Annotated in this window: 21 protein-coding genes and 1 pseudogene; 13 read left to right on the top strand and 9 right to left on the bottom strand. The window is 72.3% G+C overall.

What is annotated here, in order from left to right; all coding sequences use genetic code 11:
- Nucleotide 1: 1 nt before the first annotated feature.
- From AB0878_RS19965 to AB0878_RS19955, 3 genes are all read right to left on the bottom strand, one after another.
- The gene (locus AB0878_RS19965; RefSeq protein ID WP_366581720.1) at nucleotides 2-463 is read right to left on the bottom strand and encodes a hypothetical protein; all 462 of its coding nucleotides are present in this window, start codon (nucleotides 461-463) and stop codon (nucleotides 2-4) included.
- Between the two features lie 34 nt (nucleotides 464-497).
- Nucleotides 498-1,781, bottom strand: coding sequence for an aromatic ring-hydroxylating dioxygenase subunit alpha (locus tag AB0878_RS19960; RefSeq protein WP_366581719.1), 1,284 nt, complete (start codon nucleotides 1,779-1,781; stop codon nucleotides 498-500).
- Between the two features lie 95 nt (nucleotides 1,782-1,876).
- Nucleotides 1,877-2,203, bottom strand: a complete 327-nt coding sequence (locus tag AB0878_RS19955; RefSeq protein WP_360606663.1) for a 2Fe-2S iron-sulfur cluster-binding protein — start codon at nucleotides 2,201-2,203, stop codon at nucleotides 1,877-1,879.
- A 116-nt stretch (nucleotides 2,204-2,319) separates the two neighbouring features.
- On the opposite strand from AB0878_RS19955, the gene AB0878_RS19950 reads away from it, so the two are divergent.
- A complete protein-coding gene (locus AB0878_RS19950) occupies nucleotides 2,320-3,048 on the top strand; it encodes a hypothetical protein (protein ID WP_366581718.1) in 729 nt (242 codons plus the stop codon).
- Between the two features lie 24 nt (nucleotides 3,049-3,072).
- On the opposite strand, the pseudogene AB0878_RS19945 reads toward AB0878_RS19950, so the two are convergent.
- Nucleotides 3,073-3,896, bottom strand: a pseudogene (locus AB0878_RS19945) (oxidoreductase).
- A gap of 183 nt (nucleotides 3,897-4,079) precedes the next feature.
- On the opposite strand from AB0878_RS19945, the gene AB0878_RS19940 reads away from it, so the two are divergent.
- The 3 genes from AB0878_RS19940 to AB0878_RS19930 all read left to right on the top strand — a co-directional run bounded on the left by AB0878_RS19940 (nucleotide 4,080) and on the right by AB0878_RS19930 (nucleotide 6,816).
- Nucleotides 4,080-4,889, top strand: coding sequence for an AsnC family transcriptional regulator (locus tag AB0878_RS19940; protein WP_366581717.1), 810 nt, complete (start codon nucleotides 4,080-4,082; stop codon nucleotides 4,887-4,889).
- A 302-nt stretch (nucleotides 4,890-5,191) separates the two neighbouring features.
- Nucleotides 5,192-5,500, top strand: coding sequence for a hypothetical protein (locus AB0878_RS19935; RefSeq protein WP_366581716.1), 309 nt, complete (start codon nucleotides 5,192-5,194; stop codon nucleotides 5,498-5,500).
- Complete coding sequence (locus tag AB0878_RS19930) at nucleotides 5,497-6,816, top strand: DUF4474 domain-containing protein (RefSeq protein WP_366581715.1); 1,320 nt, start codon at nucleotides 5,497-5,499, stop codon at nucleotides 6,814-6,816. The genes AB0878_RS19935 and AB0878_RS19930 overlap by 4 nt, the downstream gene beginning before the upstream one ends.
- A 9-nt stretch (nucleotides 6,817-6,825) precedes the next feature.
- Here the strand turns inward: AB0878_RS19930 and AB0878_RS19925 are convergent, their stop codons facing one another.
- Nucleotides 6,826-7,101: a hypothetical protein gene (locus AB0878_RS19925; RefSeq protein ID WP_366581714.1), complete on the bottom strand. Its 276-nt coding sequence runs from the start codon at nucleotides 7,099-7,101 to the stop codon at nucleotides 6,826-6,828.
- A 77-nt stretch (nucleotides 7,102-7,178) separates the two neighbouring features.
- The gene (locus AB0878_RS19920) at nucleotides 7,179-8,291 is read right to left on the bottom strand and encodes an NAD(P)-dependent alcohol dehydrogenase (protein ID WP_366581713.1); all 1,113 of its coding nucleotides are present in this window, start codon (nucleotides 8,289-8,291) and stop codon (nucleotides 7,179-7,181) included.
- 199 nt (nucleotides 8,292-8,490) lie between these two features.
- On the opposite strand from AB0878_RS19920, the gene AB0878_RS19915 reads away from it, so the two are divergent.
- The 6 genes from AB0878_RS19915 (at nucleotide 8,491) to AB0878_RS19890 (ending at nucleotide 15,186) form a co-directional block, all read left to right on the top strand.
- Entirely contained in the window at nucleotides 8,491-9,780 is a 1,290-nt protein-coding gene (locus tag AB0878_RS19915; protein WP_366581712.1) for an MFS transporter, read from the top strand.
- A gap of 25 nt (nucleotides 9,781-9,805) precedes the next feature.
- Complete coding sequence (locus tag AB0878_RS19910) at nucleotides 9,806-10,759, top strand: MBL fold metallo-hydrolase (RefSeq protein WP_366581711.1); 954 nt, start codon at nucleotides 9,806-9,808, stop codon at nucleotides 10,757-10,759.
- A 5-nt stretch (nucleotides 10,760-10,764) separates the two neighbouring features.
- The gene (locus AB0878_RS19905; RefSeq protein ID WP_366581710.1) at nucleotides 10,765-11,730 is read left to right on the top strand and encodes an amidohydrolase family protein; all 966 of its coding nucleotides are present in this window, start codon (nucleotides 10,765-10,767) and stop codon (nucleotides 11,728-11,730) included.
- The gene (locus AB0878_RS19900) at nucleotides 11,727-12,836 is read left to right on the top strand and encodes an iron-containing alcohol dehydrogenase (RefSeq protein ID WP_366581709.1); all 1,110 of its coding nucleotides are present in this window, start codon (nucleotides 11,727-11,729) and stop codon (nucleotides 12,834-12,836) included. The genes AB0878_RS19905 and AB0878_RS19900 overlap by 4 nt, the downstream gene beginning before the upstream one ends.
- Nucleotides 12,837-12,863: 27 nt before the next feature.
- Nucleotides 12,864-14,327, top strand: a complete 1,464-nt coding sequence (locus tag AB0878_RS19895) for an aldehyde dehydrogenase family protein (RefSeq protein WP_366581708.1) — start codon at nucleotides 12,864-12,866, stop codon at nucleotides 14,325-14,327.
- A 64-nt stretch (nucleotides 14,328-14,391) separates the two neighbouring features.
- The gene (locus tag AB0878_RS19890; protein WP_366581707.1) at nucleotides 14,392-15,186 is read left to right on the top strand and encodes an IclR family transcriptional regulator; all 795 of its coding nucleotides are present in this window, start codon (nucleotides 14,392-14,394) and stop codon (nucleotides 15,184-15,186) included.
- Between the two features lie 49 nt (nucleotides 15,187-15,235).
- Here the strand turns inward: AB0878_RS19890 and AB0878_RS19885 are convergent, their stop codons facing one another.
- The 3 genes from AB0878_RS19885 to AB0878_RS19875 form a co-directional block, all read right to left on the bottom strand.
- Nucleotides 15,236-16,090 (bottom strand): fumarylacetoacetate hydrolase family protein, encoded by an 855-nt coding sequence (locus AB0878_RS19885; protein WP_366581706.1) that lies wholly within the window; start codon nucleotides 16,088-16,090, stop codon nucleotides 15,236-15,238.
- A 1-nt stretch (nucleotide 16,091) separates the two neighbouring features.
- On the bottom strand, nucleotides 16,092-17,024 hold the full coding sequence (locus AB0878_RS19880) for a VOC family protein (protein ID WP_366581705.1): 933 nt from the start codon (nucleotides 17,022-17,024) through the stop codon (nucleotides 16,092-16,094).
- 65 nt (nucleotides 17,025-17,089) lie between these two features.
- The gene (locus AB0878_RS19875) at nucleotides 17,090-18,721 is read right to left on the bottom strand and encodes an FAD-dependent monooxygenase (protein WP_366581704.1); all 1,632 of its coding nucleotides are present in this window, start codon (nucleotides 18,719-18,721) and stop codon (nucleotides 17,090-17,092) included.
- Nucleotides 18,722-18,850: 129 nt separating this feature from the next.
- Between AB0878_RS19875 and AB0878_RS19870 the strand changes: the two genes are divergently transcribed.
- Genes AB0878_RS19870 through AB0878_RS19860 form a run of 3 tightly spaced genes read left to right on the top strand, consistent with a single transcriptional unit; the run spans nucleotide 18,851 to nucleotide 22,322 of the window.
- Entirely contained in the window at nucleotides 18,851-20,119 is a 1,269-nt protein-coding gene (locus AB0878_RS19870) for an MFS transporter (RefSeq protein WP_366581703.1), read from the top strand.
- Nucleotides 20,116-20,826, top strand: coding sequence for a class II aldolase/adducin family protein (locus AB0878_RS19865; protein WP_366581702.1), 711 nt, complete (start codon nucleotides 20,116-20,118; stop codon nucleotides 20,824-20,826). The genes AB0878_RS19870 and AB0878_RS19865 overlap by 4 nt, the downstream gene beginning before the upstream one ends.
- Nucleotides 20,823-22,322, top strand: coding sequence for an aldehyde dehydrogenase family protein (locus AB0878_RS19860; RefSeq protein ID WP_366581701.1), 1,500 nt, complete (start codon nucleotides 20,823-20,825; stop codon nucleotides 22,320-22,322). Before AB0878_RS19865 ends, AB0878_RS19860 begins: the two co-directional genes overlap by 4 nt.
- Nucleotides 22,323-22,366: the final 44 nt, after the last annotated feature.

Below are 22,366 nucleotides of genomic sequence, written 5' to 3'. Positions count from 1 at the left end.
TTCATGCGCGCGTCGCTTTCAGCAGTTCGAACAGGTCGTCCTCCTCGGCGGGCACCAAGAGGATCCGGGCGTGCGGACGCAGCGAGAACAGCGCGTCGTTCGCGAACCCGTCGGAGGTCACGACCAGGCCGGCCGTCATGATCCCCCGCACCGTGCAGGCCGCGCCGATGATGGCCGCCGCCTCCGCGTTCTCGCCGGTGGTCGACACCAGCACGACGGTGTTGCTGTCCTTGAGCTCGTCGGTCAGCGCCACCCGGTCGCCGGCCATGGTGACCAGCTCGTCGCCGGCACCGGAAACGGAGTAGAACCGCGCCTGCGCCCACTGCTCGGCGGCGGTTCGCGCGACGATGCCTTTCGCCGCGTCGTCGAGCGCCACCACCCGCGTGTTGCGGGCGGCGGACAACGGGTAGTCGATCCGGAAAGCCGCCTCCTCGGCGGTCGCCGCGCGGGCACAACTGCTCACCAAACCTCGTTGCGACACTGCGTTCCCCGCCGTCTCAGACCGTGGTCTGCGGCACGCCCGGCTTGGCGACCATCGCCTCGCCGATGCCGTCCACAAAGGACTGGTCGGCGGGCAGCACGACCGCGACCGAGCGCACCTTCTGGTCCCGGGGCCGGTTGCCCGCGGGCTCGACGCCGTCCTCGGCCAGCGCGAGCGCGGCCTTGCGCAGCTTCTGGCGGGCCTTGATGATGCCCGCGTCGGTGGCGACGAGACGTTCCTTGGTGCGGTCGACGATCGGCCCCATCGACTCCTGCAGCGACGAGTCCTGCAGCGCGATGCCCTTGATGCCGGAGTAGGTCTCGCCGCGCCGCTGAGCGTCGCGGTCCATGAGGTAGTCGTTGTCCTTGTTCGCGAGCGGCCGGTAGTTCTCGTCGTTCGCGCTGTGCACGCCCAGGCCGGCCCGCATGGCCGCGACCTCTTCGCCGTCGAGCTGGCGGGTCGGGTGGTAGTCGAAGCTCCACGCCCAGCAGTTCTCGTCGTCGATCGGCACCCAGAAGTGGCCGTGCATCGGGTGGTCGGCGCGCGGCGGGACCATGGTGAAGTTCGGCAGCACCCACGGCGTCACCCGCCAGTAGTAGTGCCCCTCCTCCGCGCTGCGGCGGGCACCGATGAGCAGACCGCCCTCGTAGTCGACGACCTCGAAGAACGGCTTCAGGTCCGCGCGGTTGTAGGCGTTGCCCTTCGAGCCCTTGAACAGCGGGTCGCTGTCGAGGCTGCCCGAGTGCAGGAAGGTGACGTGACTGGAGTCGATGCCACCTTCGAGCGCCTGCAGCCAGTTGCACTCCTGGAAGCGCTTCGACGTGAACGCCTGCCCCTCCGGGACCGTCACGAACTCCCACTCCGGCAGCGGCGGCTGCGCCTCGGGGTCGCCGAAGTAGGCCCACAGCACGTCGCCGCGCTTGATCATCGGATAGGACTTGAGCTTGACGTTGGCGCAGAAGTTGCTGGTCTCCGGCTCGCTCGGGACCTCGATCGCCTGGCCGGTGTAGTCGTACTTCCAGCCGTGGTAAGGGCAGCGCAGGCCGCCGTCCTCGTTGCGGCCGAACCAGAGCGAGACGCCGCGGTGCGCGCAGAACTCGTCCATCAGGCCGTAGCGGCCCTCCGAGTCGCGGAAGGCGATCAGCCGCTCCGAAAGGATCTTGACCCGCACCGGCGGGCAGTCGTCGGCGGGCAGCTCCTCGGCCAGCAGAACGGGCTGCCAGAAGCGCCGGAACAGAGCGCCCATCTTGGTGCCCGGCCCGGTTTGCGTCAGCAGTTCGTTGATCTCTGTTCGGAGCACGCTGAAGTCCTTTCACGCCGGCGATCGCGAAGCCGTTATAGGATTGAATATCAGACCATTGAACCACTGGCAATGACGAGTTCCCCGTGCCGAGGTCAGACGACCTGCTCCCCCGGCACGTCCACGGTGAGCCCGTCGAGCTGCGGCGTCACCTCGATCTGACACGACAGGCGGCTCCCGGCCCGCCGGTCGCCGACCGCGAGATCCAGGAGGTCGTCCTCCATGTCACCGACTTCGCCGACGTGATCCAGGTACTCCTCCCGCACCCACACGTGACAGGTGCCGCACGACAGGCAGCCCCCGCACTCGCCGATGATCCCCGGCACCCCCGCGCGCACGGCCGCGCTCATGACGCTCTCCCCCACGGAGGCGTCGACCGCCCGCTCCTCGCCGGCGTCGTCGACGTACACGACCTTCGGCATGTCCCACTCCTAGCCGCTGACTAATGGACTTACCAATATACCGGTTCGGTTCGGGTACGCAAGACACCAAGAGCCTGGTGGCCTTCTGCCAGGCCGCCGGCAAGACGAGGCAAAGCGTGGGTAACGAACGGCAGACGCCCGCCGATCCCCTGATCGACATCGCCCTCGCCTCGAAGGACTCGCCCGTGACCCAGCACCTGCCGGTGCTCGTGGAGACGCCGGCACCCCCACGCCGCTCGGTTTCCCCGGTGATCGCCGCCGCGATCGGCCTCGTCGTCGGCGCGGCCGGCGTCGGCGTCCCGTGGCTGCTGACCACCCACGACACCGGAGTCGCGAGTGGACTGCCGCTCCAGGCGCCCGCCACACTGGGCGGCGTCGACAAGGCCGACGTGCAGCCCGTCAAGGTCAAGGACGACCTCGCCCACCGCCAGTTCGCCCAGCGCAACGCCACCTCGGACCGCGAGAACACCAACCGCGTCGCGGCCGCGTACGGTGCGCCGGCGCTGGTGCAGACCTATACCGCGGTGGACTTCGCACACTCGTTCCAGATCACCGCCGTCCGCACACACGCCCCCGGGCTCGCGATCCCGTACGAGCAAAAGGACAACGGCCTCGCCGGGCCCACCAACGAACTCCGCCAGGTCGGCGACGTGTCCTGCGTCCTTCACAACGACCTGGCGCCGTTCGAGGAGCCGACGCCGGACAAGACGTCGGTCCTCCTGTGCCAGCGAACCGATCCCGGCCTGACCGTCCAGCTCAAACCGCTGGGCGACGACACCAGGGAACACAGCGATCCGGCTGTGTGCGCGGCGATGATCGACGAAGCGTGGGCCAAGTTGCACTGACCCCCGTCCCCGGCCGGCCGCGGGTCACCGGCGGTCCCAGGGAGCGGTGGCGCCCTCGCTGCCGACCGTGTCCAGTTTGGACAGTGCCTCGGCGGGCAGGGTGAGGTGTGCGGCGGCGGCGTTCTGGCGCAGGTGCTCGATCGACGACGTGCCGGGGATCAGCAGGGTCGTGGGTGAGCGGTGCAGGAGCCACGCGAGCGCGATCCGCAGGGGCGGGTGGCCGAGGTCGTCGGCGACCTCCTGCAGTGCGGCCGACTGCAGGGGCCGGAAGCCGCCGAGGGGAAGAAGGGGACGAACGCGATCCCGTCGGCCGCGCAGAGGTCGACCAGGGGGTCGTCGTTGCGGACGGCGAGGTTGTAGAAGTTCTGCACCGCGCGGACGGGGGCGACGGTGCGCGCCGCTGCCACCTGTTCGAGGCTGACGTTGCTGACGCCGAGGTGCTTGATCAGGCCTTCCTGCCGCAGCTCGGCCAGCACGGTGAACGGCTCGCGGAGGTCGGCCGCCGGGTCGGTCATGCGCAGGTAGACGAGGTCCAGGGCGGGCAGGTCGAGGTGGTCGAGGTTGTCGTGGACGGCGGAGATGAGCTCGTCGCGGGAAAGCGCCGCGGGCCAGGACTTGTCGGGACCGCGGCGGGCGCCGACCTTGGTGACGAGGTGCAGGCCGGCCGGGTAGGGGTGCAGGGTGTCGCGGATGAGCCGGTTGACCGTGTGCGGGCCGTAGTAGTCGCTGGTGTCGATGTGGGTGAGGCCGAGGGCGACGACCTCGTGCAGGACGGCCATGGCGGCGTCACGGTCGCGGGCCGGGCCCCAGGCCACGGGGCCGGCCAGCCGGATCGCGCCGAAGCCCATGCGGGTCGGGTGGAGGTCCTCGGCCAGGGCGAGGGTGGTGCTCGGGTTCACGGAGGTGTCCGTTCCGGTCGGTGTTCGTGGACAGGACCAGCTTCGCGAGCCCGACCACCATCACTCAGGCCACAGCCGGAATCGCGAGGTGAACCGCCAAAACCGGCGCACGAGCGGCAGTAAACTTCCACCGTGGAGCAGATCGATCGCCGGATCGTGCACTGCCTGCAGCGTGACGGACGGGCGCCGTTCCGCCGGGTCGCCCAGGTGCTGGGGGTGTCCGAGCAGACGGTCGCCCGGCGCTACCGGGCGTTGCACGCCGGCGGCGCGCTGCGGATCCGGGCGACGCCGACCCCGCGCGCGACCGGGCAGCAGCGCTGGTTCGTCCGCGTGCAGTGCCGGCCCGACGCCGCCGACGCGCTGGCCGAGGCGATCGCGACCCGCGACGACGTGTCGTGGGTCAGCGTCACCTCCGGCGGCTCCGAGATCGTGTGCGTCGCGTTCAGCGATCCGGGGGCCGCGCGGGGGTCGGTGCTGGCCCGGCTGCCGCGCACCAGCCAGGTGCTGAGCTTCGCCGCCTTCGCGGTGATGCACATGTACGTCGGCAGCGACGCCAAATGGCTGGCCTACGACGATCCGCTCACCCCCGATCAGCTCGCGCAGCTCGACCCGCCCGCGACCGACGGGCCGGGCACGCCGATCCGCGAGGAGGACGCGCCGCTGCTGGCCGAGCTCGCCCGCGACGGCCGCGCCGGGGTCGTCGCGCTGGCCCGGGCGACCGGCCGGCCACAGTCCCGGGTGTCGGCGAGGCTGGCGGAGCTGCTGGCATCCGGCGCGCTGCACGTCGCGGTCGACCTCGCCCCGCCGCTGTTCGGTTTCCACGCCACGGCCTACCTGTGGCTCACCGTCACCCCCGGCGACCTCGACGCCACCGGACGCGCGTTGTCGCTGTACCCGGAAACGACGTTCTCCGCCGCTGTCACGGGCGCGGCCACCTGCTGATCACCGTCACGTGCCGCGATGTCGAGGCGCTCTACACGTTCGTGACGACCAAGGTCGGCGTGCTGCCCGCCGTGCGGCAGGTCGAGGTGGTGCCGGTGCTGCGCCGGCTCAAGCAGTCGAGTACGCGGGTCCACGAGGGGCGCCTGGTGGTCGGGTGAGCCGAACCGCTTGACCCGCAAGGGAACCGGGAGCGGAATCCCGGCGTCTCAGACCGGACGAGTGTTACATTACCGGCACGGAATGTCACTCGGCCTCGCCGGTGGCCTCCGCCTGGCGAGCGGGACAGCGCGGAAGGAAGCTCTGTGGGGTTCGAGGTCGATGTCGAGAACATCAGCAACGCCGCGGCCAAGCTCGGCCAGGGCACGCCACCGTCGCTGTCCGCGCCGGGGTCGCCGAACGTGGGCGGCACCGATCGGGCCGGCGGCTTCGCGGGCGACTACGAGGTCTGGCTGCTGACCCGGCAGGAAGATCTGGACGCGGCGCGCCAGCAGGTCGAGAGCCTGGTCGAAACCATCGGCAACGCCGCGAAGAGTTACGACAGCAGCGACACCGAAGCACGCGGCGTCTTCCTGAAGGCGCTCGACAGCGGGTTCGAACGGATCGACCGGTGACGGCGGTGTTCGACAAGATCCGTGAGCTCGCCGGCAAAGTGGAAACGGGCAGCACCACCGAGCTGGACGATCGGGCCCGCGCGTGCCGGGCCGCCAAGGAATCGGTCAAGGACGCCCAGGCACTGCTGGAAAGCGTCGGCACCCAGCTGAGCGAGAGCTGGCACGGCGGGGCCGGCGAGTCGGCCCTTTCCTCGCTGGACGCCTTCAAGAAGAATCGCGAGGACCAGGCCGAGGACCTCGAGGAGTCGGCGAAGTCGTTCGAAGTCGTGCGCGACGCGCTGGCGAAGGCGCAGTCCGACGCCAGGAGCAAACGCGAGGACGCCGAGAAGTTGCAGGCGAAGCTCGACAACGTGTGGAACGACCTCTCCCATGGCAAGGGCAACATCGTGTTCGCGTGGGCGCAGGACAAGATCGTCAAGGCCGAGGCCCTCGTCCTGCTCGCCGATCTGCAGCGGGCGGTCACCACCTACGACGCGGTCCTGCTCGCCGAGGGTTTCAAGCTCCGCAACAGAACCGGCCAGGTGTGGGAGCTCGCCGGCTCCGAGAAGCGGAACCCGGCCGAGATCGCCGCGATCATCCTGCGCGAGATCCCCGGCCTCGCCGCGCTCGTGGCGAAGAACCCGAAGCTCGATCTGGCGCTGCTCAAGGGAGATTGGGACACGATCATGCGCGACCCCGAGGTCGCGCAGAAGATCTACGACTACTTCGGCTTCAAGTACGTCGAGGGCGGCGACTTCTACACCACCGGCGAGCACTCCGTGCAGAGCTACCTCGGCTGGCACGACATCTACGACAAGATGGAGAAGCTCATCGGCGCGGACCTCGACCGCACCAGCGCCCAGGGCGACAACATGGAGTTCACCGACCCCAAGACCGGGAAGCAGCACCGGCTGGAATTGTGGAAGGGCAGCTACGGGTTCGGCGGTGCGTTCGGCGGCGAAGTCGGGTTCTACACGCGCGACGCGGGGTCGCAGGACCCGTCCGGCTACTTCTCCGCCGCCCAGGGCGACGACCAGATCAAGGTGACCCAGCAGATCTACGACAAGAAAAGCGGCAAGGTCTACTTCACCAACGACGGCGAGGGCGCCGACGGCACCGACAAGCGGCACTTCTGGAACCTGGCGATCCGCTCGGAACCCGGCGTGCACCCCGAACAGCTGTGCCAGCGAGCCACGATCGAGGTGCGCGACACCGACCTGCGCGACCGGATCTACAACGAGATGACGCGGTACGCGGCCGCGCACCCCGAGGAGAACCTCACCGTCACCAAGGTGTCCGACCACCCGCCCGTGCTCGGCTACGACTGGAAGAAGTGACCCGGGACGTCACAACGAGGTCAGCGGCTTGAACTCCCACGGCTCGTCGTCGTCTTCGCGAGCCCCGCGGCGGCCGCGTGCCGGGACCTCGCGGTCGGCGAGGCCGGCGAACACCTCGGCGACGTCGATCAGCCCGGCGACCTCGTCGGCGACGCCCCGGCCGTGCCGCTCGTCGACCTCTTCCAGCCCTTCGCGCAACACGGCGACCGCGGCATTCCTGGCTCGGGCACGCAGCGCGCGGGCCAGCTTTTCCGCGGCGTCGCCGGCCCGTCTCGACTCAGTCATGGGCACACCCTATCCGGCCAGGGCGGGTGAAAAGGCCCATTTCGCACAGCGTTCCGGGCGGCCCCGCGGCAGCACGGTCAGAACACCAGAACCGGTTTGACCGTCTTCCCGGACGCGGCGTCGGCGGCGGCCTGGTTGATGTCCTCGAACCGGTAGCGGCGCTGGATGCGGTCCAGCGGCAGCACGCCGCGGCGGTAGGCGTCCACGAGGAACGGGACGAACGTCTCCGGCTCGCTGTCGCCGAGGGTCACGCCGCGGATCGTGCGTCCCGGCAGCAGCCTCGGGACGTCGAAGCTGCCGCGGCTGCCGGTGCGGGGCGCGCCGACGACGGCGCAGCAGCCGCCGACGGCCAGCGCCCCGACGAGCTCGTCCAGCACCGGCACCACACCCGTCGTCTCGACGACGTGGTCGGCTCCGCGGCCACCGGTGAGGGCGCGCACGTCCTCGCCGAGGTCACGCCCGCGGGTGTCGACGACGTCGGTGGCCCCCAGTTCGAGCGCGAGCTCCAGCCGCTCCGGCAGCCGGTCGACCACGATGATCCGGGACACCGCCGTCATCCGGGCCGCCATGACCGCGGACAGGCCGACCGCGCCCGCACCCGCGACGACGAGCGTCGCTCCGGGACGGGGGCGGAGCACGTTGAGCACGGCGCCGGCGCCCGTCTGCACGCCGCAGCCGAGCGGGGCGAGCACGGGCAGGTCCGCCTCGGCGAGGTCGGCGGGGAGCACCACCACGCCCCGCTCGTCCGCCAGCACCTCGCGCGAGAACGAGGACTGGCCGAAGAAATGGGCGTTGAGCTCGGCCTCGCCCCGGCGGACCGTCGCCGACCCGTCGGCCCGCCTCCCGCCGAGCAGGTTCAGCGACAGGTGGTCGTCGCAGTAGGCAGGATGCCCGTCCCGGCAAGCCGGACAACGACCGCAGGACGTGAATGTCAGCAGGACCCGGTCGCCGGGCCAGGTGCGCGTGACCCGCTCCCCCGTCTCGACCACCACGCCCACGCCCTCGTGCCCGAGCACCCCGGGCAGCGGGAACGGCGTGACCCCGGCGACGACGCTCAAATCGGTGTGGCACACACCGGTTGCCACCAACCGGACCCGCACCTCTTCGGGACGCGGCGGCGTGAGCTGCACCTCGGCGAGCTCGAAGGCGCCGCCCTGCTCGCTGACCACCGCGGCCGTCGTGGCGCTCATCGGTCGTCCTCACTCATCCTGGCTCCTCTGGCCGCGTCGACAGTGTGCGGCCACAGTAACCCCGATGGTGTCCTAAAAAACAGGTCTTGACCCTCAAAAAATAGGATGCGATGGTCTGAAGGCTTCCCCCAGCACCCACTACCCGCCGCCTCGACGCCGAGCACGCGCGCCAGGGGCCTGTGAATCCCCGGAGGCCACGATGGCCGTACCCGCCCGATCTCCGCTCGCCGGAGCCCCCGCGCCCGCCCCGCCCCGCGAGCGGCGCACGCGCCCGGAAGCCGGCACAGCCGTGGCCGTCCTCATCTGCACCGTCGTCACGATCATGGAGGGCTACAGCCTGATCGTGTACGGCTCCGTCGTGCCGCTGCTGCTGGCCGACGGCTCGCTCGGGCTCACGCCCGCGTCGGCCGGTGTCGTCGGGAGTCTCGTGTACGTCGGCATGTTCTTCGGCGCGTTCGGCGCCGGCGTGCTCGGCGACCGCATCGGCCGCCAGCCCGTGCTGCTGGTCTGCATCACGGTGTTCGGCGCGGGTCTGCTCGCGGCGGGCTCGGCCGGCTCGGGCAGCGGGCTCGGCATCGCCCGGCTGGTCTCCGGACTCGGGGTCGGCGGCGCGGTCGTCACAGCGCTGGCCATCGCCCGCGGCCACGCCCCCGCGCACCGGGTCGGTCTCGTCGTGAACGTGACGATGGCCGGGATCCCGATCGGCGGCACCCTCGCCGCGCTGCTCGGCATCGGGATCATGCCGGCCTTCGGATGGCGCCCGATGTTCCAGTTCGGCGCGGTGCTGACGCTGGTGATCCTCGTGGTCGCCGCCGCGTTCCGGCTGGAGCCCCGGCGCACCGCGGCCGGCCGCGAGTCCGGAGACCACCGGCGCGGCTCCACCTTGCGGGCCGTGTTCTCCGGCCGGGGCGTCCTGTTCGCGGTGCTCGCCGCCGCGGTCGCCATTCCCAACATGTTCACCTGGTTCGGCCTCAACGTGTGGCTGGTCGGCACGATGAGCGCCCTGCAGTACCCGCTGACCTCGGCGCTGGCCTTCTCCCTCACGCTGACGGCGGGCGCCATCATCGGCTCACTCGGCACGGCCGGCTGGGCCGACCGGTGGGGCCCGCTCAAGGTCGGCGCCGTGACCGCTGCCGCGACCGTCGTGGGGCTCGCCGGGGTCCTGGTCGGGGGCCGGTCCCTCCCGGTGTTGTACGCCTGCATCTTCCTGATGGGCGTCGGCGGGCACTCCACCGCGAACCTGGTCAACGCCGCGGTGAGCAACCTCTTCCCCGCCTCCGCCCGCGGCACCGCCATGGGCTGGACGAACGGCATGTCGTACTTCGGCGCGCTCGGTCCCGTGCTCGGCGGGACGGTGCTCGCCGGATCCGGTCCCTACGGTGTCTTCGCCCTCTACGGCGCCTCCGCGCTGCTCGCGCTCGTCGTGATCACCGTCTTCGCCCGCGCGGCGGGGTCCGCCGCCCGCCCGCCCCTGCCCGTCGCCCACTGACCCGTCCGTCCGAGGAGACCGAGACATGAGCACCCACCCGCCCACCGACCGCCCCGCGCCCTACGCCCGGTTCCGCTTCGGCGGCTTCGAATGCACCGTCGTCAGCGACGGCATGCTCGAGATGGGCCCCGCGCGCGGCAACTTCCCCGCCGCCGACCCCGCCGAGGTCGACGCGCTGCTGACCGACCACCACCTCTCGCCCGAAGACGTGCGGCTCAACGAGAACATCCTGATCGTCGACACCGGCTCGGAACTGGTTCAGTTCGACACCGGCGTCGGCACCGATCCGGCGCTGGGGCGCGGGTTCTTCGGACCGCGCACCGGACACGCCGTGCCGGCGATGCGCGAGGCGGGCATCGACCCCGCCGACATCGACGTCATCGCCCTCACCCACGCCCACCCCGACCACGCGTGGGGGCTCGTCGATCCGGACGGCCGCCCCGTCTATCCCAACGCGGTCCTCGCCATCAGCAAAGCCGAGTTCGACCACTGGACCGATCTCGGCAAGGTCGGCTCGGCGCCCGACGAGCACCGCAAGGACCACTTCCGCGGCGCGCACAAGAACCTGATGCCCTACGCCGAGGCCGGCCGGATCCGCTGGGTCGAGGACGGCGACGAGGTGGCCACGGGCATCCGCGCCGTCGCCACGCCCGGCCACAGCCCCGGGCACGTCGTGTACACGATCACCAGCGGCGACGAGACGATGGTGTGCTGGGGCGATCTGTGCCACCACCAGGTCCTGCTGCTGCAACGGCCGGACTGGGCGTTCCAGTTCGACTTCGACGGCCCCGGCGCCACCGCGCAGCGGCGGCGGATCTACGAGCTGGTCGACGAGGGCCGGCACGCCGTGCTGGGTTACCACTTCCCGTTCCCGGGGCTGGGTCACCTGCGCCGCGATCGCGACGGCTACACCTGGCTGCCCAGCGAGCTCGAACGGGCGCTGCCGGTGACCGCCGACGTCGTGACGCCGGGGCGGTGACCGCGATGAGCAGGATCGACGTCCACGCGCACTTCGTGCCCGGCTTCTACCGCGAGGCCCTCGTCGCGGCCGGGCACGCCCGGCCCGACGGGATCAAGGCGATCCCGGAGTGGAGCGCCGAGGAGGCGTTGCAGACGATGGACCGGCTCCGGGTCTCGCGGTCCTACCTGTCCATCTCCTCGCCGGGGGTGCACTTCGGCGACGACGCGGCGGCCGCCCGGCTCGCCCGGCGCTGCAACGAGGAAGCCGCCGAGCTCGCCGTCCGGCACCCCGGCCGGTTCGGCTGGTTCGCGTCGGTGCCCCTGCCGGACGTCGACGCGGCGGTCGCCGAGGCGCACCACTCGCTGGGCCGCCTCGGCGCCGACGGGATCGTCCTCGAGACCAACGCCCACGGCCAGTACCTCGGCAACCCGGCGCTGGAGCCGCTGTACGCGCTCGCCGCCGAAAGGCGCGTGCCCGTGTTCGTGCACCCCACGACGCCGTACGAGGCCGGGCACCTCGCGCTGGGCTACCCGCGGCCCATGCTGGAGTTCCTGTTCGAGACCACGCGCTCGATCACGGACCTGGTGCTGTCCGGTGTGCTGCGGCGCCACGAAGACCTCCGGGTCATCGTGCCGCACGCGGGCGCCGCGCTGCCGATCCTCGCCAACCGGATCGAGCTGCTGCTGCCCCTGCTGGCCGAAGGCGGAGCGACCCCGCCGAGCATGCGGGAAGCGTTGCGCGCACTGCACTTCGACCTCGCCGGAGCTCCCGTCCGGGAGATGCTCGACGCCTTGCTGTCGGTCGCGGACCCGGACCGGATCCACTACGGCAGCGACTACCCGTTCACCCCACCCGACGCCTGCGCGCGGCTCGCCGAGCGGCTCGACACCACCGACCAGCTCGACGGGCCCCTGCGGGCGAAGATCGACTCGGCCAACGCGGAAGCGCTGTTCTCCCGGCGCGCCCGGGAAGCAGGAGTGCTGTCATGATCCCGACGTTCAGCGTGACCACCCGCGTCGTCAGCGGCCTGGGCAGCCTTGCGCTGCTCCCCGACGAGCTCGCGGCCCTCGGCGCCCGCCGGGTGGCGGTGGTCGCCGACCGGGGCGTGATCGACGCGGGCCTGCTGGCGACGGTGCTGCGCCCGGTCGACGCCGGGCTGATCGGTGTGACCGTGGCGATCGACCCCGATCCGGACGTCGCCGAGGCCGAGCGGGCCGCGGAAACCGCGCGGCGGCACCGTTGCGACAGCGTGGTCGCGGTCGGCGGCGGCAGCGCGCTCGGCGCGGCGAAGGCGGTCGCCATCCGGCTCACCAACGACGAGCCGATCGACCGGTACGCCGGCGTCGGCCGGGTTCCGCTCACCCCCGCGCCCACGCTCGCGGTGCCGACGACCGCGGGCAGCGGCAGCGAGGTGTCGCAGGTTCTGGTGCTGCACGAGGCCGGCCGCCCCGAGGAGCTCGTGGTGCGCTCGCCCGGGTGCGAGCCGCGCACCGCTCTGCTCGACGGCACCGTGCTTCGTGGGCTGCCGCAGGCCCCGATGTTGTACGCGGGCCTGGACGCGCTCTCCCACGGACTGGAGGCCCAATGGGCGCGGCGAGGTTCGTCGTTCACCCGCGCGCTCGGGATCGCGGCGGCGCGCGACGTGCTCGACCTGCTCGCGTCCGCAGTGGACGGAGCCGCGTCCGGCCGCAACGCGGAAGGCGGCAACGACGACGTGCTGCAGTCGCTGCTGGAGGCGGCCTGCGCGGCCAACATGGCTTGCGGCAACAGCGGTCTGACCCTCGTGCACGCCCTGTCCACCGCTCCTTCGGTGCACCTGCCCCACGGCCTCCAGAACGGAGTGCTGCTCCCGCACGTGGCCCGCTTCAACTCCGGGTTCTCCCCGCGGGCGGTCACGGAACTGGTCACCGAGCTGCCGCGGCTCTACGAGACGGTCGGGTTCGCGGAGCGGTTCTCCCCCGGCTCCGTGGGGCGGGCCGAGGCGGAGGCGATGGTCACCGCGAGCACCGGGCATCCGTTCCGGGCGAACAACGTCCGCGAATCCTCCGACGAGCAGCTGCGCGGACTCCTGGCCGCCGCCGGTGCCGAACTCTGAACCGGGCCGCACAAGGGAAAGGACGTCATGACGGACTTGCTCGAGACTTCCCGCTGGACCGGCCGGATCTTCTCCGGCGGCTGGATTCCCGGCGAGAACGGGGAAATCCCTTCGGTCGAGCCCGCCACCGGCGCGGTGCTGGGCCACGTCGGCGCGGCGTCCGCCGCCGACGTGCACCGCGCCGCCGCGCGGGCGGCGCAGGCTCAGCGGGCCTGGGCGGCGCTGCCCTATCAGGACCGGGCGGCGGTGCTGCGGCGCGCGGGCCGGCTTTTCGAGGACCACCGCGAGGAAATCGAAACCTGGCTGGTGCGCGAGTCGGGCGCCGTGCGGGCGTTCGCCGGCGTCCAGACGATCGAGGGCGGGGCCGAGGAGTGCCACGCGGCCGCGGCGCTCGCCGCCGCGCCCTACGGGGAAGTCCTGCGCTCGCACCAGGACCGGTTCTCGTTCTCGCGCCGGCTGCCGGTCGGGGTCGTCGGGGTGATCTCCCCGTTCAACGCCCCGGTGGTGCTGGCCATGCGCGCCGTGGCACCGGCGCTCGCGCTCGGGAACGCCGTGGTGCTCAAGCCCGATCCGCGCACCGCCGTGTGCGGCGGGGTCGTGCTCGCGCGGATCTTCGAAGAGGCGGGCCTGCCCGAAGGGCTGCTGCACGTCCTGCCCGGGGGCGCCGACGCGGGCGCCGCCGTGGTCGAGGCACCGCAGATCCGGGTGATCGCGTTCACCGGCTCGACCCGCGCGGGCAAGGCCATCGCACTCGCGGCCGCCCGGCAGCTCAAGCGCGTGCACCTGGAACTCGGCGGCAACTCCGCACTGATCGTGCTGGACGACGCCGACCTCGACCTCGCCGCGTCGGCCGGCGCGTTCGGCACCTTCCACCACGCGGGCCAGATCTGCATGGCCAGTGGCCGGCACCTGGTGCACGCCTCGGTGGCCGAGCGCTACGCGGAGCTGCTGGCCGAGCACGCCGACAAGCTGGCGGTCGGCGACCCGCGCGGCCCCGTCGCGATGGGACCGATCATCGATGCCGGGCAGCGCGACGGGATCCACCGGATCGTGACCGACAGCATCGGCGCCGGGGCCCGGCTCCTGGCCGGGGGCACCTACGAGGACCTGTTCTACCGGCCGACCGTGCTGGCCGACGTTCCGCTGTCGGCACCCGCGTACGCCGGGGAAGTCTTCGGTCCCGTGGCCCCGGTCGTGGCGTTCGCCGACCTCGACGAGGCCGCCCGGCTGGCCGCCGGCACCGAATACGGCCTCTCCCTGGGTATCCTCACGCGCGACGTGGCCAAGGGCATGGCGCTGGCGGAGCGGATTCCCAGCGGCTTGGCCCACATCAACGACCAGACGGTCAACGACGAGGCCACCGCGCCGTTCGGAGGGGTCGCCGAGTCCGGCACCGGCGCCCGCCACGGCGGCACGGCGGCGAATCTGGAAGCCTTCACCGAGCAGCAATGGGTCACCGTGCGCGGGCGGCCTCCGCGATACCCGTTCTGAGAAAACCGCCGGACCCGCCGGGCCGGTGGTGACGGGCCGGCCACGTAACCGCTAGGATTCCCGTATGTCAGGACAGCAGTCGCGATCGAACGGCTACCGGGAGCGGAACTCCACGGCGGACCGCGCCCTCGAGATCCTCGGCATGTTCGGGGACGACACGCCCGTGATCACCGGCACGCAAGTCGCGGCGCAGCTGGGGGTCGCCCGGTCGACCGGGTACCGCTACATCCAGACGCTCGTCGCGAACCGCTACCTCGAGGAAGCTCCGGGCGGCGGCTTCCGGCTCGGGCTGCGGCTGCTCGAACTGGCCCGGCTGGCGCGGCGGACCTACGGCCTGTCCGAGATCGCGATGCCGGTGCTCACCGGGCTCGCCGAGTCGGTCAACGAAACCGTGCTGCTCACCCGCCGCGTCGGTGATCTGGTCGTGTGCCTCGACCGCGCCGAGTCCCAGACCCACCGGGTGCGGATCTCCTACGAGCGCGGCAGCACGCTGCCGGTGAACGCCGGCGCCTCGGCGCTGGTGCTGCTCGCCTGGACCGACCCCGCCGAAGCCCGGGCCCTGCTGGAAGGCTCCCGGCTGCAGCGCTTCACCGCGGCCACCCTGACCGAGGTCGACGACCTGATGGCGCGGCTGGAGCAGATCCGCGCCGACGGTTACTCCATCACCCGCTCCGAGCTCGACCACGACGTCCTCGGCGTCGCCGCCCCGATCCGGGACGGCGAGCAGCGCGTGGTCGCGGCGGTGAGCGTGGCGGCCGTGGCCTCGCGGGTCTCCCGTCAAGGCGAAGACGAGATCCGCACCGAGGTCTGCCGCGCCGCGCAGACGATCAGCAACCGCCTGTCCGCCGCCGACGGCTGAGCCGGGCCGGGCGTGACGCACCTGCCCGGCCCGGCTCAGCTGTCGGGTGTCAATTCCGCGCGGCCGCGGGGACCGGCACCTGCGCGACCTCCGCGCGCACGCGGTTGACCAGCTTCCCGACCCCGCCCACCTCGACGACGACCTCGTCGCCGTCGTGCAGGAACACCTGGGGGTCTCGGCGGTACCCGACCCCGCCGGGGGTGCCGGTGAGGATCAGGTCGCCGGGCAGCAGCTCGGTGAACTCCGAGACGGTGGCCACCAGCGTCGGGATGTCGAAGATGAGCTTCGAGGTGTCCGACGACTGCAGCGTCACCCCGTTCAGCACGGTCGACACCGGGGCGGCCGAGACGTCGGCCTCGTCCGGCGTGACCAGCTCGGGCCCGAGCGGCGTGGACCGGTCCCAGGCCTTGCCCTGCAGCCACTGGTGCGTCTTGTACTGGTAGTCGCGCATCGTCACGTCGTTCGCGACCGTGTAGCCGAGCACGTGCTCGAGCGCCGCTTCCCGGGAGATCCGGCGGCCTGCCTTGCCGATCACCACGACCAGCTCGGCTTCGTAGTCCACCTGCTGCGCTTCCGGCGGCAGCACGATGTCGTCGGAAGCGCCCACGAGGCTGCCGGCGAACTTCGTGAACAGGACCGGGTAGGTCGGCAGGTCGCGGCCGGTCTCCCCCACGTGCGCGTGGTAGTTGAGCCCGACGCAGAAGATCTTGTCCGGGTGCGGGACCACCGGCAGGAGCCGGACGTCGGCGAGGGTGACGGGGCCGCCCTCCGGACGCAGCGTCGCGAGGACGTCGGCCGGCGTGTCCCGGCCGAGCTCGGCGGGCCCGGCCAGCGCCTGGACGAGGTCGCCGTCGACCCGGCCGATCCGGCGCGTGCCGGCGTGTTCGAACGTCACGTACCGCATGTCAGTTTCCCTCCGAGGTCTTGCGCCACTTCGCGAGCTGCCCGCCCCACAGGTTCACGCTGGCGGGGACGGGTTCCCAGCGGCGCGGCGCGCCGTAGGTCACCCGGTCGTCGTGGAACTTCTCCATCTCCGCGGACAGCTCGATGTGGTGCCCCGCGGGGTCGTCGAAGAAGACGAAAAGGTTGTTGCCGGGACCGTGCCGGCCCGGGCCCCAGGTGACGTCGACCCCCTCCTCGGTGAGCCGGTCGCACCAGGTCTTGAAGTCCTCCCACTCCGCGAGGTCGTAGGAGTAGTGGTCCAGCCCGGTGTCCGAAGGGGACGCCACGACCGCCAGCGTGTGGTGGTCGCGGTCGCTGCGCAGCCAGGCGAAGCGGCCGTCGGCGAGCTGGTCGGAGATCCGGAAACCGCACACGTCGGTGTAGAAGGCGACCTTGCGCGCGACGTCGCCGGTCGCCAGGGTGACGTGCTGGTACTTGACCGGGCGCCGGCCCGTGTCGGCGCCGTGCTCGCCCGCGCGGCGGACCGGACCGTGGAAGTGCGCGGTGAGGCCGTCGGGGTCGGTGGTCGCGAACCCGGCGGTGCCGGGCTCGGCCTCGTCGAGCAGATCGCCGTCGAGCGGGCGCACCGCGGCACCCGCCTCGCGCAGCCGCTTCTCCAGAGCGTCGAGGCCACCCTCGTCGCGCACCTCGAAGGCGATGTGGTCTACGGCCGGCTCGCCCGGGCGCAGGTCGAGCACGTGGTGCCCGCTGCCCCAGCCCAGCCGTGCGCCGCCGTCGGGCAGTTCGCCGTACGGGAGCAGGCCGAGGATGCGGCCATAGAATTCGGCGGCGGCCGCGACGTCGGGCACGCGCAGCCCGAGGTGCGACGTGGCGGTGCGCCGGAGGCTGCCCGCGGCGGCCCCCTCCGCGAACGTTGTCCTGGTCGGTGTGGTCATCTCGATTCCTCTCGTGGGCCGCCGGCACCGCAGGCGGGCCGGGGTGGTTCGAAGCGGCAGGTGGTTCATCCGGCCGCGGGCAGGGGCGCGCCGGCGGGCTCACGCGCGGTGGCGTGCAGCGCGGCCAGACCGGCCCCGGGGCCGCCGGCGGAAACCTCGGCGGCTGACCAGGTGGCCGCCACGACGCGGTCGGGCCGCAGCAGCACGACGCGTCCGAGGTAGGGCTCGGCTTCCCGGTCGACGGCGCCGTCGAGGTCGACCAGCACCCGCACTCCCCCGGTCTCGCGGGGCAGCCGGTCGCCTCCGGGGACGAGCGCGACCACCGGTTCGAGCGGCCAGATCTGCGCCGCCGCGCCGGCGAGCACGGCCGCGGGCACGTCGACGCCGAGCAGGGCCCAGCCGGAGCCGAGCACGTCGTCGAACATCCGGGTGCGCCCGGTCCCGGTGTCGTACACCCGCGGCTGGCCGAACGGCACGCCGGCGGCCGGGCCGTTCGCCGGTGCGGGCACGACCAGCCCGTCGAGGTAGCGCAGAGCGGGCCGGTACCGCATCTCCTCGAAGTAGGCACGGCCTTCCGGTTCCCGCAGGATCCGCTCGACGACGCGGTCGCGCCGCTCGGCGAGACGGGCGTCGGTGGTCATGACGATCCGGCCCAGCCGCACCGAAAGCGCGACGGTGGCCCGCGAATGCGGACGGCGTTCGGTGTCGTAGGTGGCGAGCGCCGTCCCGTCGAGCCGCCCGGCCAGCACGTCCGCGATCTTCCAGGTCAGGTTGGCCGCGTCCCGGATGCCGGAGTTCAGGCCCTGTCCGGCGAACGGCGGCATCATGTGCGCCGCGTCGCCCAGCAGGAACACCCGGCCGTGCGCGAACCGCTCGGCGACCAGGGCGTGGAACTTGTAGGCGACGCAGCGTTCGACCTGGTCGGCGGTGATCCGGCGGTGGGGGCGCAGCAGCCGGGCGATCAGCTCGAACGGCGGCCGGGCGCCCGCCTCGCCCTCGCCTTCGTGCAGGAGGAACTCGTAGCGGCACCGGCCGCCGCGGCCGGGCACGATGACCGTGGGCCGCGCCGGATCGCCGTGGTGCATTCCGTAGCGCTCGTCGTGCGGGTCGCCGAGCACGTCCACGACCAGCCACACGTCGTCGAAGCTCCGCCCCGACATCCGGACGCCCGACTGCTCCCGCACCGTCGAACGGCCGCCGTCGCAGCCCAGCACGTAGCGCGCGCGGAAGGTCTCGCCGTCCGCGGTGGCGAGGGTGACCCCGGCGGAGTCCTGGTCGAGCGAGACGACGTCGGTGCTCATCCGCAGCGTCACCTCCGCGCGGCCGCGCAGGTGCTCGGCGAGCTCGCGCTCGAGGTCGGGCTGGGCGAACGGGTTCTTGAACGGGTGCCCGAGCCGGTAGGGCCAGCCGGAGCGGGCCTGGAAGACGGCGCGGCCCGCCGCGTCGTAGTACCGGGTGCCGGTGCCCGGCACGATGATCCGCTCGAGCCGGGTGCCCAGCCCCGCCGCCTGGAAGGTGCGCAGCGCCTCGTCGTCGATGCTGATCGCCTTGGGCTCGTCGCTCGTCGACGCGTTGCGCTCCAGCACCGTCACGCCGACTCCGCGGGCGGCCAGGAGGGCGGCAGCCGTCATCCCCACGGGGCCCGCCCCGACGACCACCACGTCGGTCGTGATCGGTGTCTGCCAGGTCCGTGTCACCACGGGCCACCTCCGTCCGGTCTCGCTGTCGTCGAGATGACGGTAGCAGAGCTTGTCCTACAAACAAGGACTTGTGTCTCGAATTTAGGGACACTACTGTCCGAGGGACTCAGCGGAGAGGGGTTCGTGATGACAGAACCGAGACCCGGGGCCGCCGCGGCCGGCTCGTGGCAGGTGGTGGTGCTCGGCGCCCTGATCGTCGTGGCCGAGGGCTACGACCTGATCGTCTACGGCGCCCTGCTGCCGAAACTCGTCGCCGAGCCGGGTTGGCACCTCACCAGCACGAGTGCGGGCTCGATCGGCAGCCTGGTGTACCTGGGCATGCTGGTGGGCGCCCTCGCCGGCGGCCCCGTCTGCGACCGGGTCGGGCGGCGGAACTTCGTCAACGCGTCCGTCGCGTGGTTCACGCTCTGGACCGCGGCGAGCGCGCTCGCCCAAGCGCCGTGGCAGCTCGGCGGCGCGCGGCTGCTCACCGGTGTCGGCATGGGGGCGGTGATCCCCGCCGCGGTCGCGCTGGTCAAGGAGTACAGCCCCGGCCGCCGCACCGGGCTCGTCGTCACCATCCTGATGGCGGGCATTCCCCTCGGCGGCACCGCCGCGTCCCTGCTCGGCATCGGCTTGCTGGGCACGCACGGCTGGCGGCTGATGTTCCTCGTCGGCGCGGCGATCTCACTGCTGATCCTGGTCTTGTCACTGGTGCGGCTGCCCGAATCGGCGGGCTTCGGGACCCGGCAGGACACCGTCGCCGCGCCACGGCCGTCCGCCGTCACCACGTTCGCCGCGCTGTTCCGCGAACGCCGCGCCCTGCTGACCGTGCTGTTCGCCGTGGCCACGTTCGCCAACATGCTCACCTGGTACGGGCTCAACACCTGGCTCACGACGCTGATGCGGGAGCTGCACTACCCGCTGGGCTCGGCGCTGACGTTTTCGTTGTGCCTCAACGCCGGAGCCATCGCCGGTTCGCTGGTGCTGGTGCTGGCCGCCCACCGCTGGGGACTGCGGGTCGTCGCCGCGGTCTGCGGTGCGCTGACGGCGGCGGGCATCCTCGTCTGCGCCGCGGGGCCGCAGCAGACCGGCACGTTGCTGGCGACGATCACGGTGATCGGGGCGAACACGCAGACGGCACTCACGCTGATCCTGGCGTCGGTCGCCGACTCGTACCCGACCCGGATGCGCGCGTCGGCCGTCGGCTGGGCCAACGGGACCGGCCGGGCCGGTGCGGTGCTCGCGCCCGCGCTCGGCGGCGCCATCCTCGCCGCCGGGCTCGGGCCGCGGGGCGTCTTCTTCGCCTTCGCCGCCAGTGCCCTGGTCGCTGCCCTGGTGATGGCCATGCTGGCCGCGCAGGGCCGGCGCACCGGCCCGGTCGTGGAGCCGGCACTCGCCGAGGCGCGGTCGTGAACCCCGCCGAAGCGGTGGTGCTCGCCCATCACGCGCTCGCCGCCGCGGGCCAGGGCGACCTCGTGTGGGGTCACGCGGCCCTGCGGGACCCGGCCGGGCGGGGCGTCTGGACGAAGGCGTCGGGCTGGGGGTTCGAGGAGATCACCCGCGACCGCGTGGTGCTGGTCTCGCCTCAGGGCGACGTCCTCGACGGCACGGGAAAGCGGCACATCGAGTACCCCATCCACACGGAGATCCTGCGAGCCCGCCCCGACGTCGGCTGCGTTGTCCACACCCACCCGCGCGCGGCCACCGCCTTCGCGGCACTCGGCGTGCCGCTGCGCGCGCTCGACCACGACGGGGTCCTGTTCAGCGAGCCCGACGTGCCCCGGTTTTCCGGGACCGGCGGCCTGATCCGCAGCGCCGGGCTCGGCGAGGCGGTCGCCGGCGCGCTCGCGGACGCCAGGGCGCTCCTGCTCCCACGCCACGGCCTGGTCGCCGTCGGCGCCACCGTCGCCGAAGCCGTGATGCACGCGGTGCTGCTCGACCGGGCGTGCCGCACCCAGCTCACCGCGATGGCCGCGGGTGAGCTGCGGGGCTGGTCCGACGCCGCGGAGTGCGCGGCGAAACGGGCCGAGTGCTGGAACCCCACCCAGATCGAAGCCGGTTGGCAGTACTTGGTGCGCACGGCCGGCGCCACCGACGAACCCTTGGAGGAAACCCGATGACCGAGACCGTGGTCGCGCCCGCCGCGCGACGAGCCGAGGAGCTGACCGAGTCGACGCGCGCCCACGACTGGCGGCTGCTCGTCGGCGGCGAACTGGTGCCCGCACGTTCCGGTGCGACCTTCGCCAACCCGTCACCCGTGACCGGCGAGGTCATCGCGACCGTGCCGGACGCGGACGCCGCCGACGTCGACGCGGCTGTGCGAGCGGCCCGAGCCGCTTTCCCGGCCTGGGCCGCCACGCCGTTGCCCGAACGCGTCGCCGTCGTCCGGGAGATCGCGAACCGGGTCCGCGCGCACGCGGACGAGCTGGGCGCCCTCGACACCTTGGACGGCGGCAACATCATCCGCCTCTCCCGCTCCGACGCGTTCGCGGGCGCGGCGATGCTGGACTTCTTCGCCGACTCGGCGCACGCCCTGACGGGCCAGACCATCCCGGCGTCGGAAGGCGCCGTGCACTACACGACGCTGCAGCCGATCGGCGTCGTCGCGCGGATCGTGCCCTACAACCACCCGATCATGTTCGCCGCGGGCAAGATCGCCGCGCCGCTGGTCGCGGGCAACTGCGTCCTGCTGAAGCCGCCGCACCAGGCGCCCCTGTCCGCGCTGCGGCTGGGTGAGCTCATCGCCGACCTCGTGCCGGCGGGCGTGGTGTCGATCCTGACCGGCGCCGGTCCCGCCACCGGCGACGCGATCGTGCGCAACCCCCACGCGCGGCGCATCGCGTTCATCGGCAGCGCCGCGACCGGCCGCAAGATCCAGGAAGCCGCCGCGCAGACCGGTGTGAAGGACGTCAGCCTGGAACTCGGCGGCAAGAACGCCCTGATCGCCTTCCCCGACGCCGACCCGATCGCCGTCGCGGAGTCTGCCGTGCGCGGGATGAACTTCTCGTGGTCCGGCCAGTCGTGCGGCTCGACGTCCCGGCTCGTCGTGCACCACAGCCTGCGCGAGCGGGTCGTGGCCGAAATCGTCCGGCTGATCGGCGAACTGCGCATCGGCGACCCCTTCGACGAAGCCACGGACGTCGGCGCACTGGTGTCGCAGGAGCAGCACGCCAAGGTTCTGCGCTACCTGGACATCGCCCGCGCGGACGGCGCCACCGCGGTCGCCGGCGGCGCCCCGGCCGAAGGCGTCGGGAAGGCCCTGATCGTGCCACCCACGGTGTTCACCGGCGTCACCCCCGACATGCGGGTCGCCCAGGAGGAAGTGTTCGGCCCGCTGCTGTCCGTCCTCGAGTTCGACACCGAGGACGAAGCCGTGGCGATCGCCAACGGCGTCGAATACGGCCTCACCGCCGCCGTCTGGACCGACGACGTCCGCCGCGCCCACCGCGTCGCCGCCGCCGTGGAAGCCGGCTACGTCTGGATCAACGGCTCCTCCCGCCACTACGTCGGCACCCCCTTCGGCGGCTTCAAGTCCTCCGGCATCGGCCGCGAAGAGTGCGTCGAGGAACTCCTGAGCTTCACCGAAACCAAGGCGGTGCATGTCGTGTACCGGTGAGCGGCGGGGCCTTCGGAAGGACTGTGGCCGGCCCGTTCCCGGGC

The organism is Amycolatopsis sp. NPDC047767, from assembly GCF_040704195.1.
Taxonomy (GTDB): Bacteria; Actinomycetota; Actinomycetes; order Mycobacteriales; family Pseudonocardiaceae; genus Amycolatopsis.
Note: the sequence above shows the minus strand (reverse complement) of the source record. Positions and strands in the feature narration are given on the sequence as shown.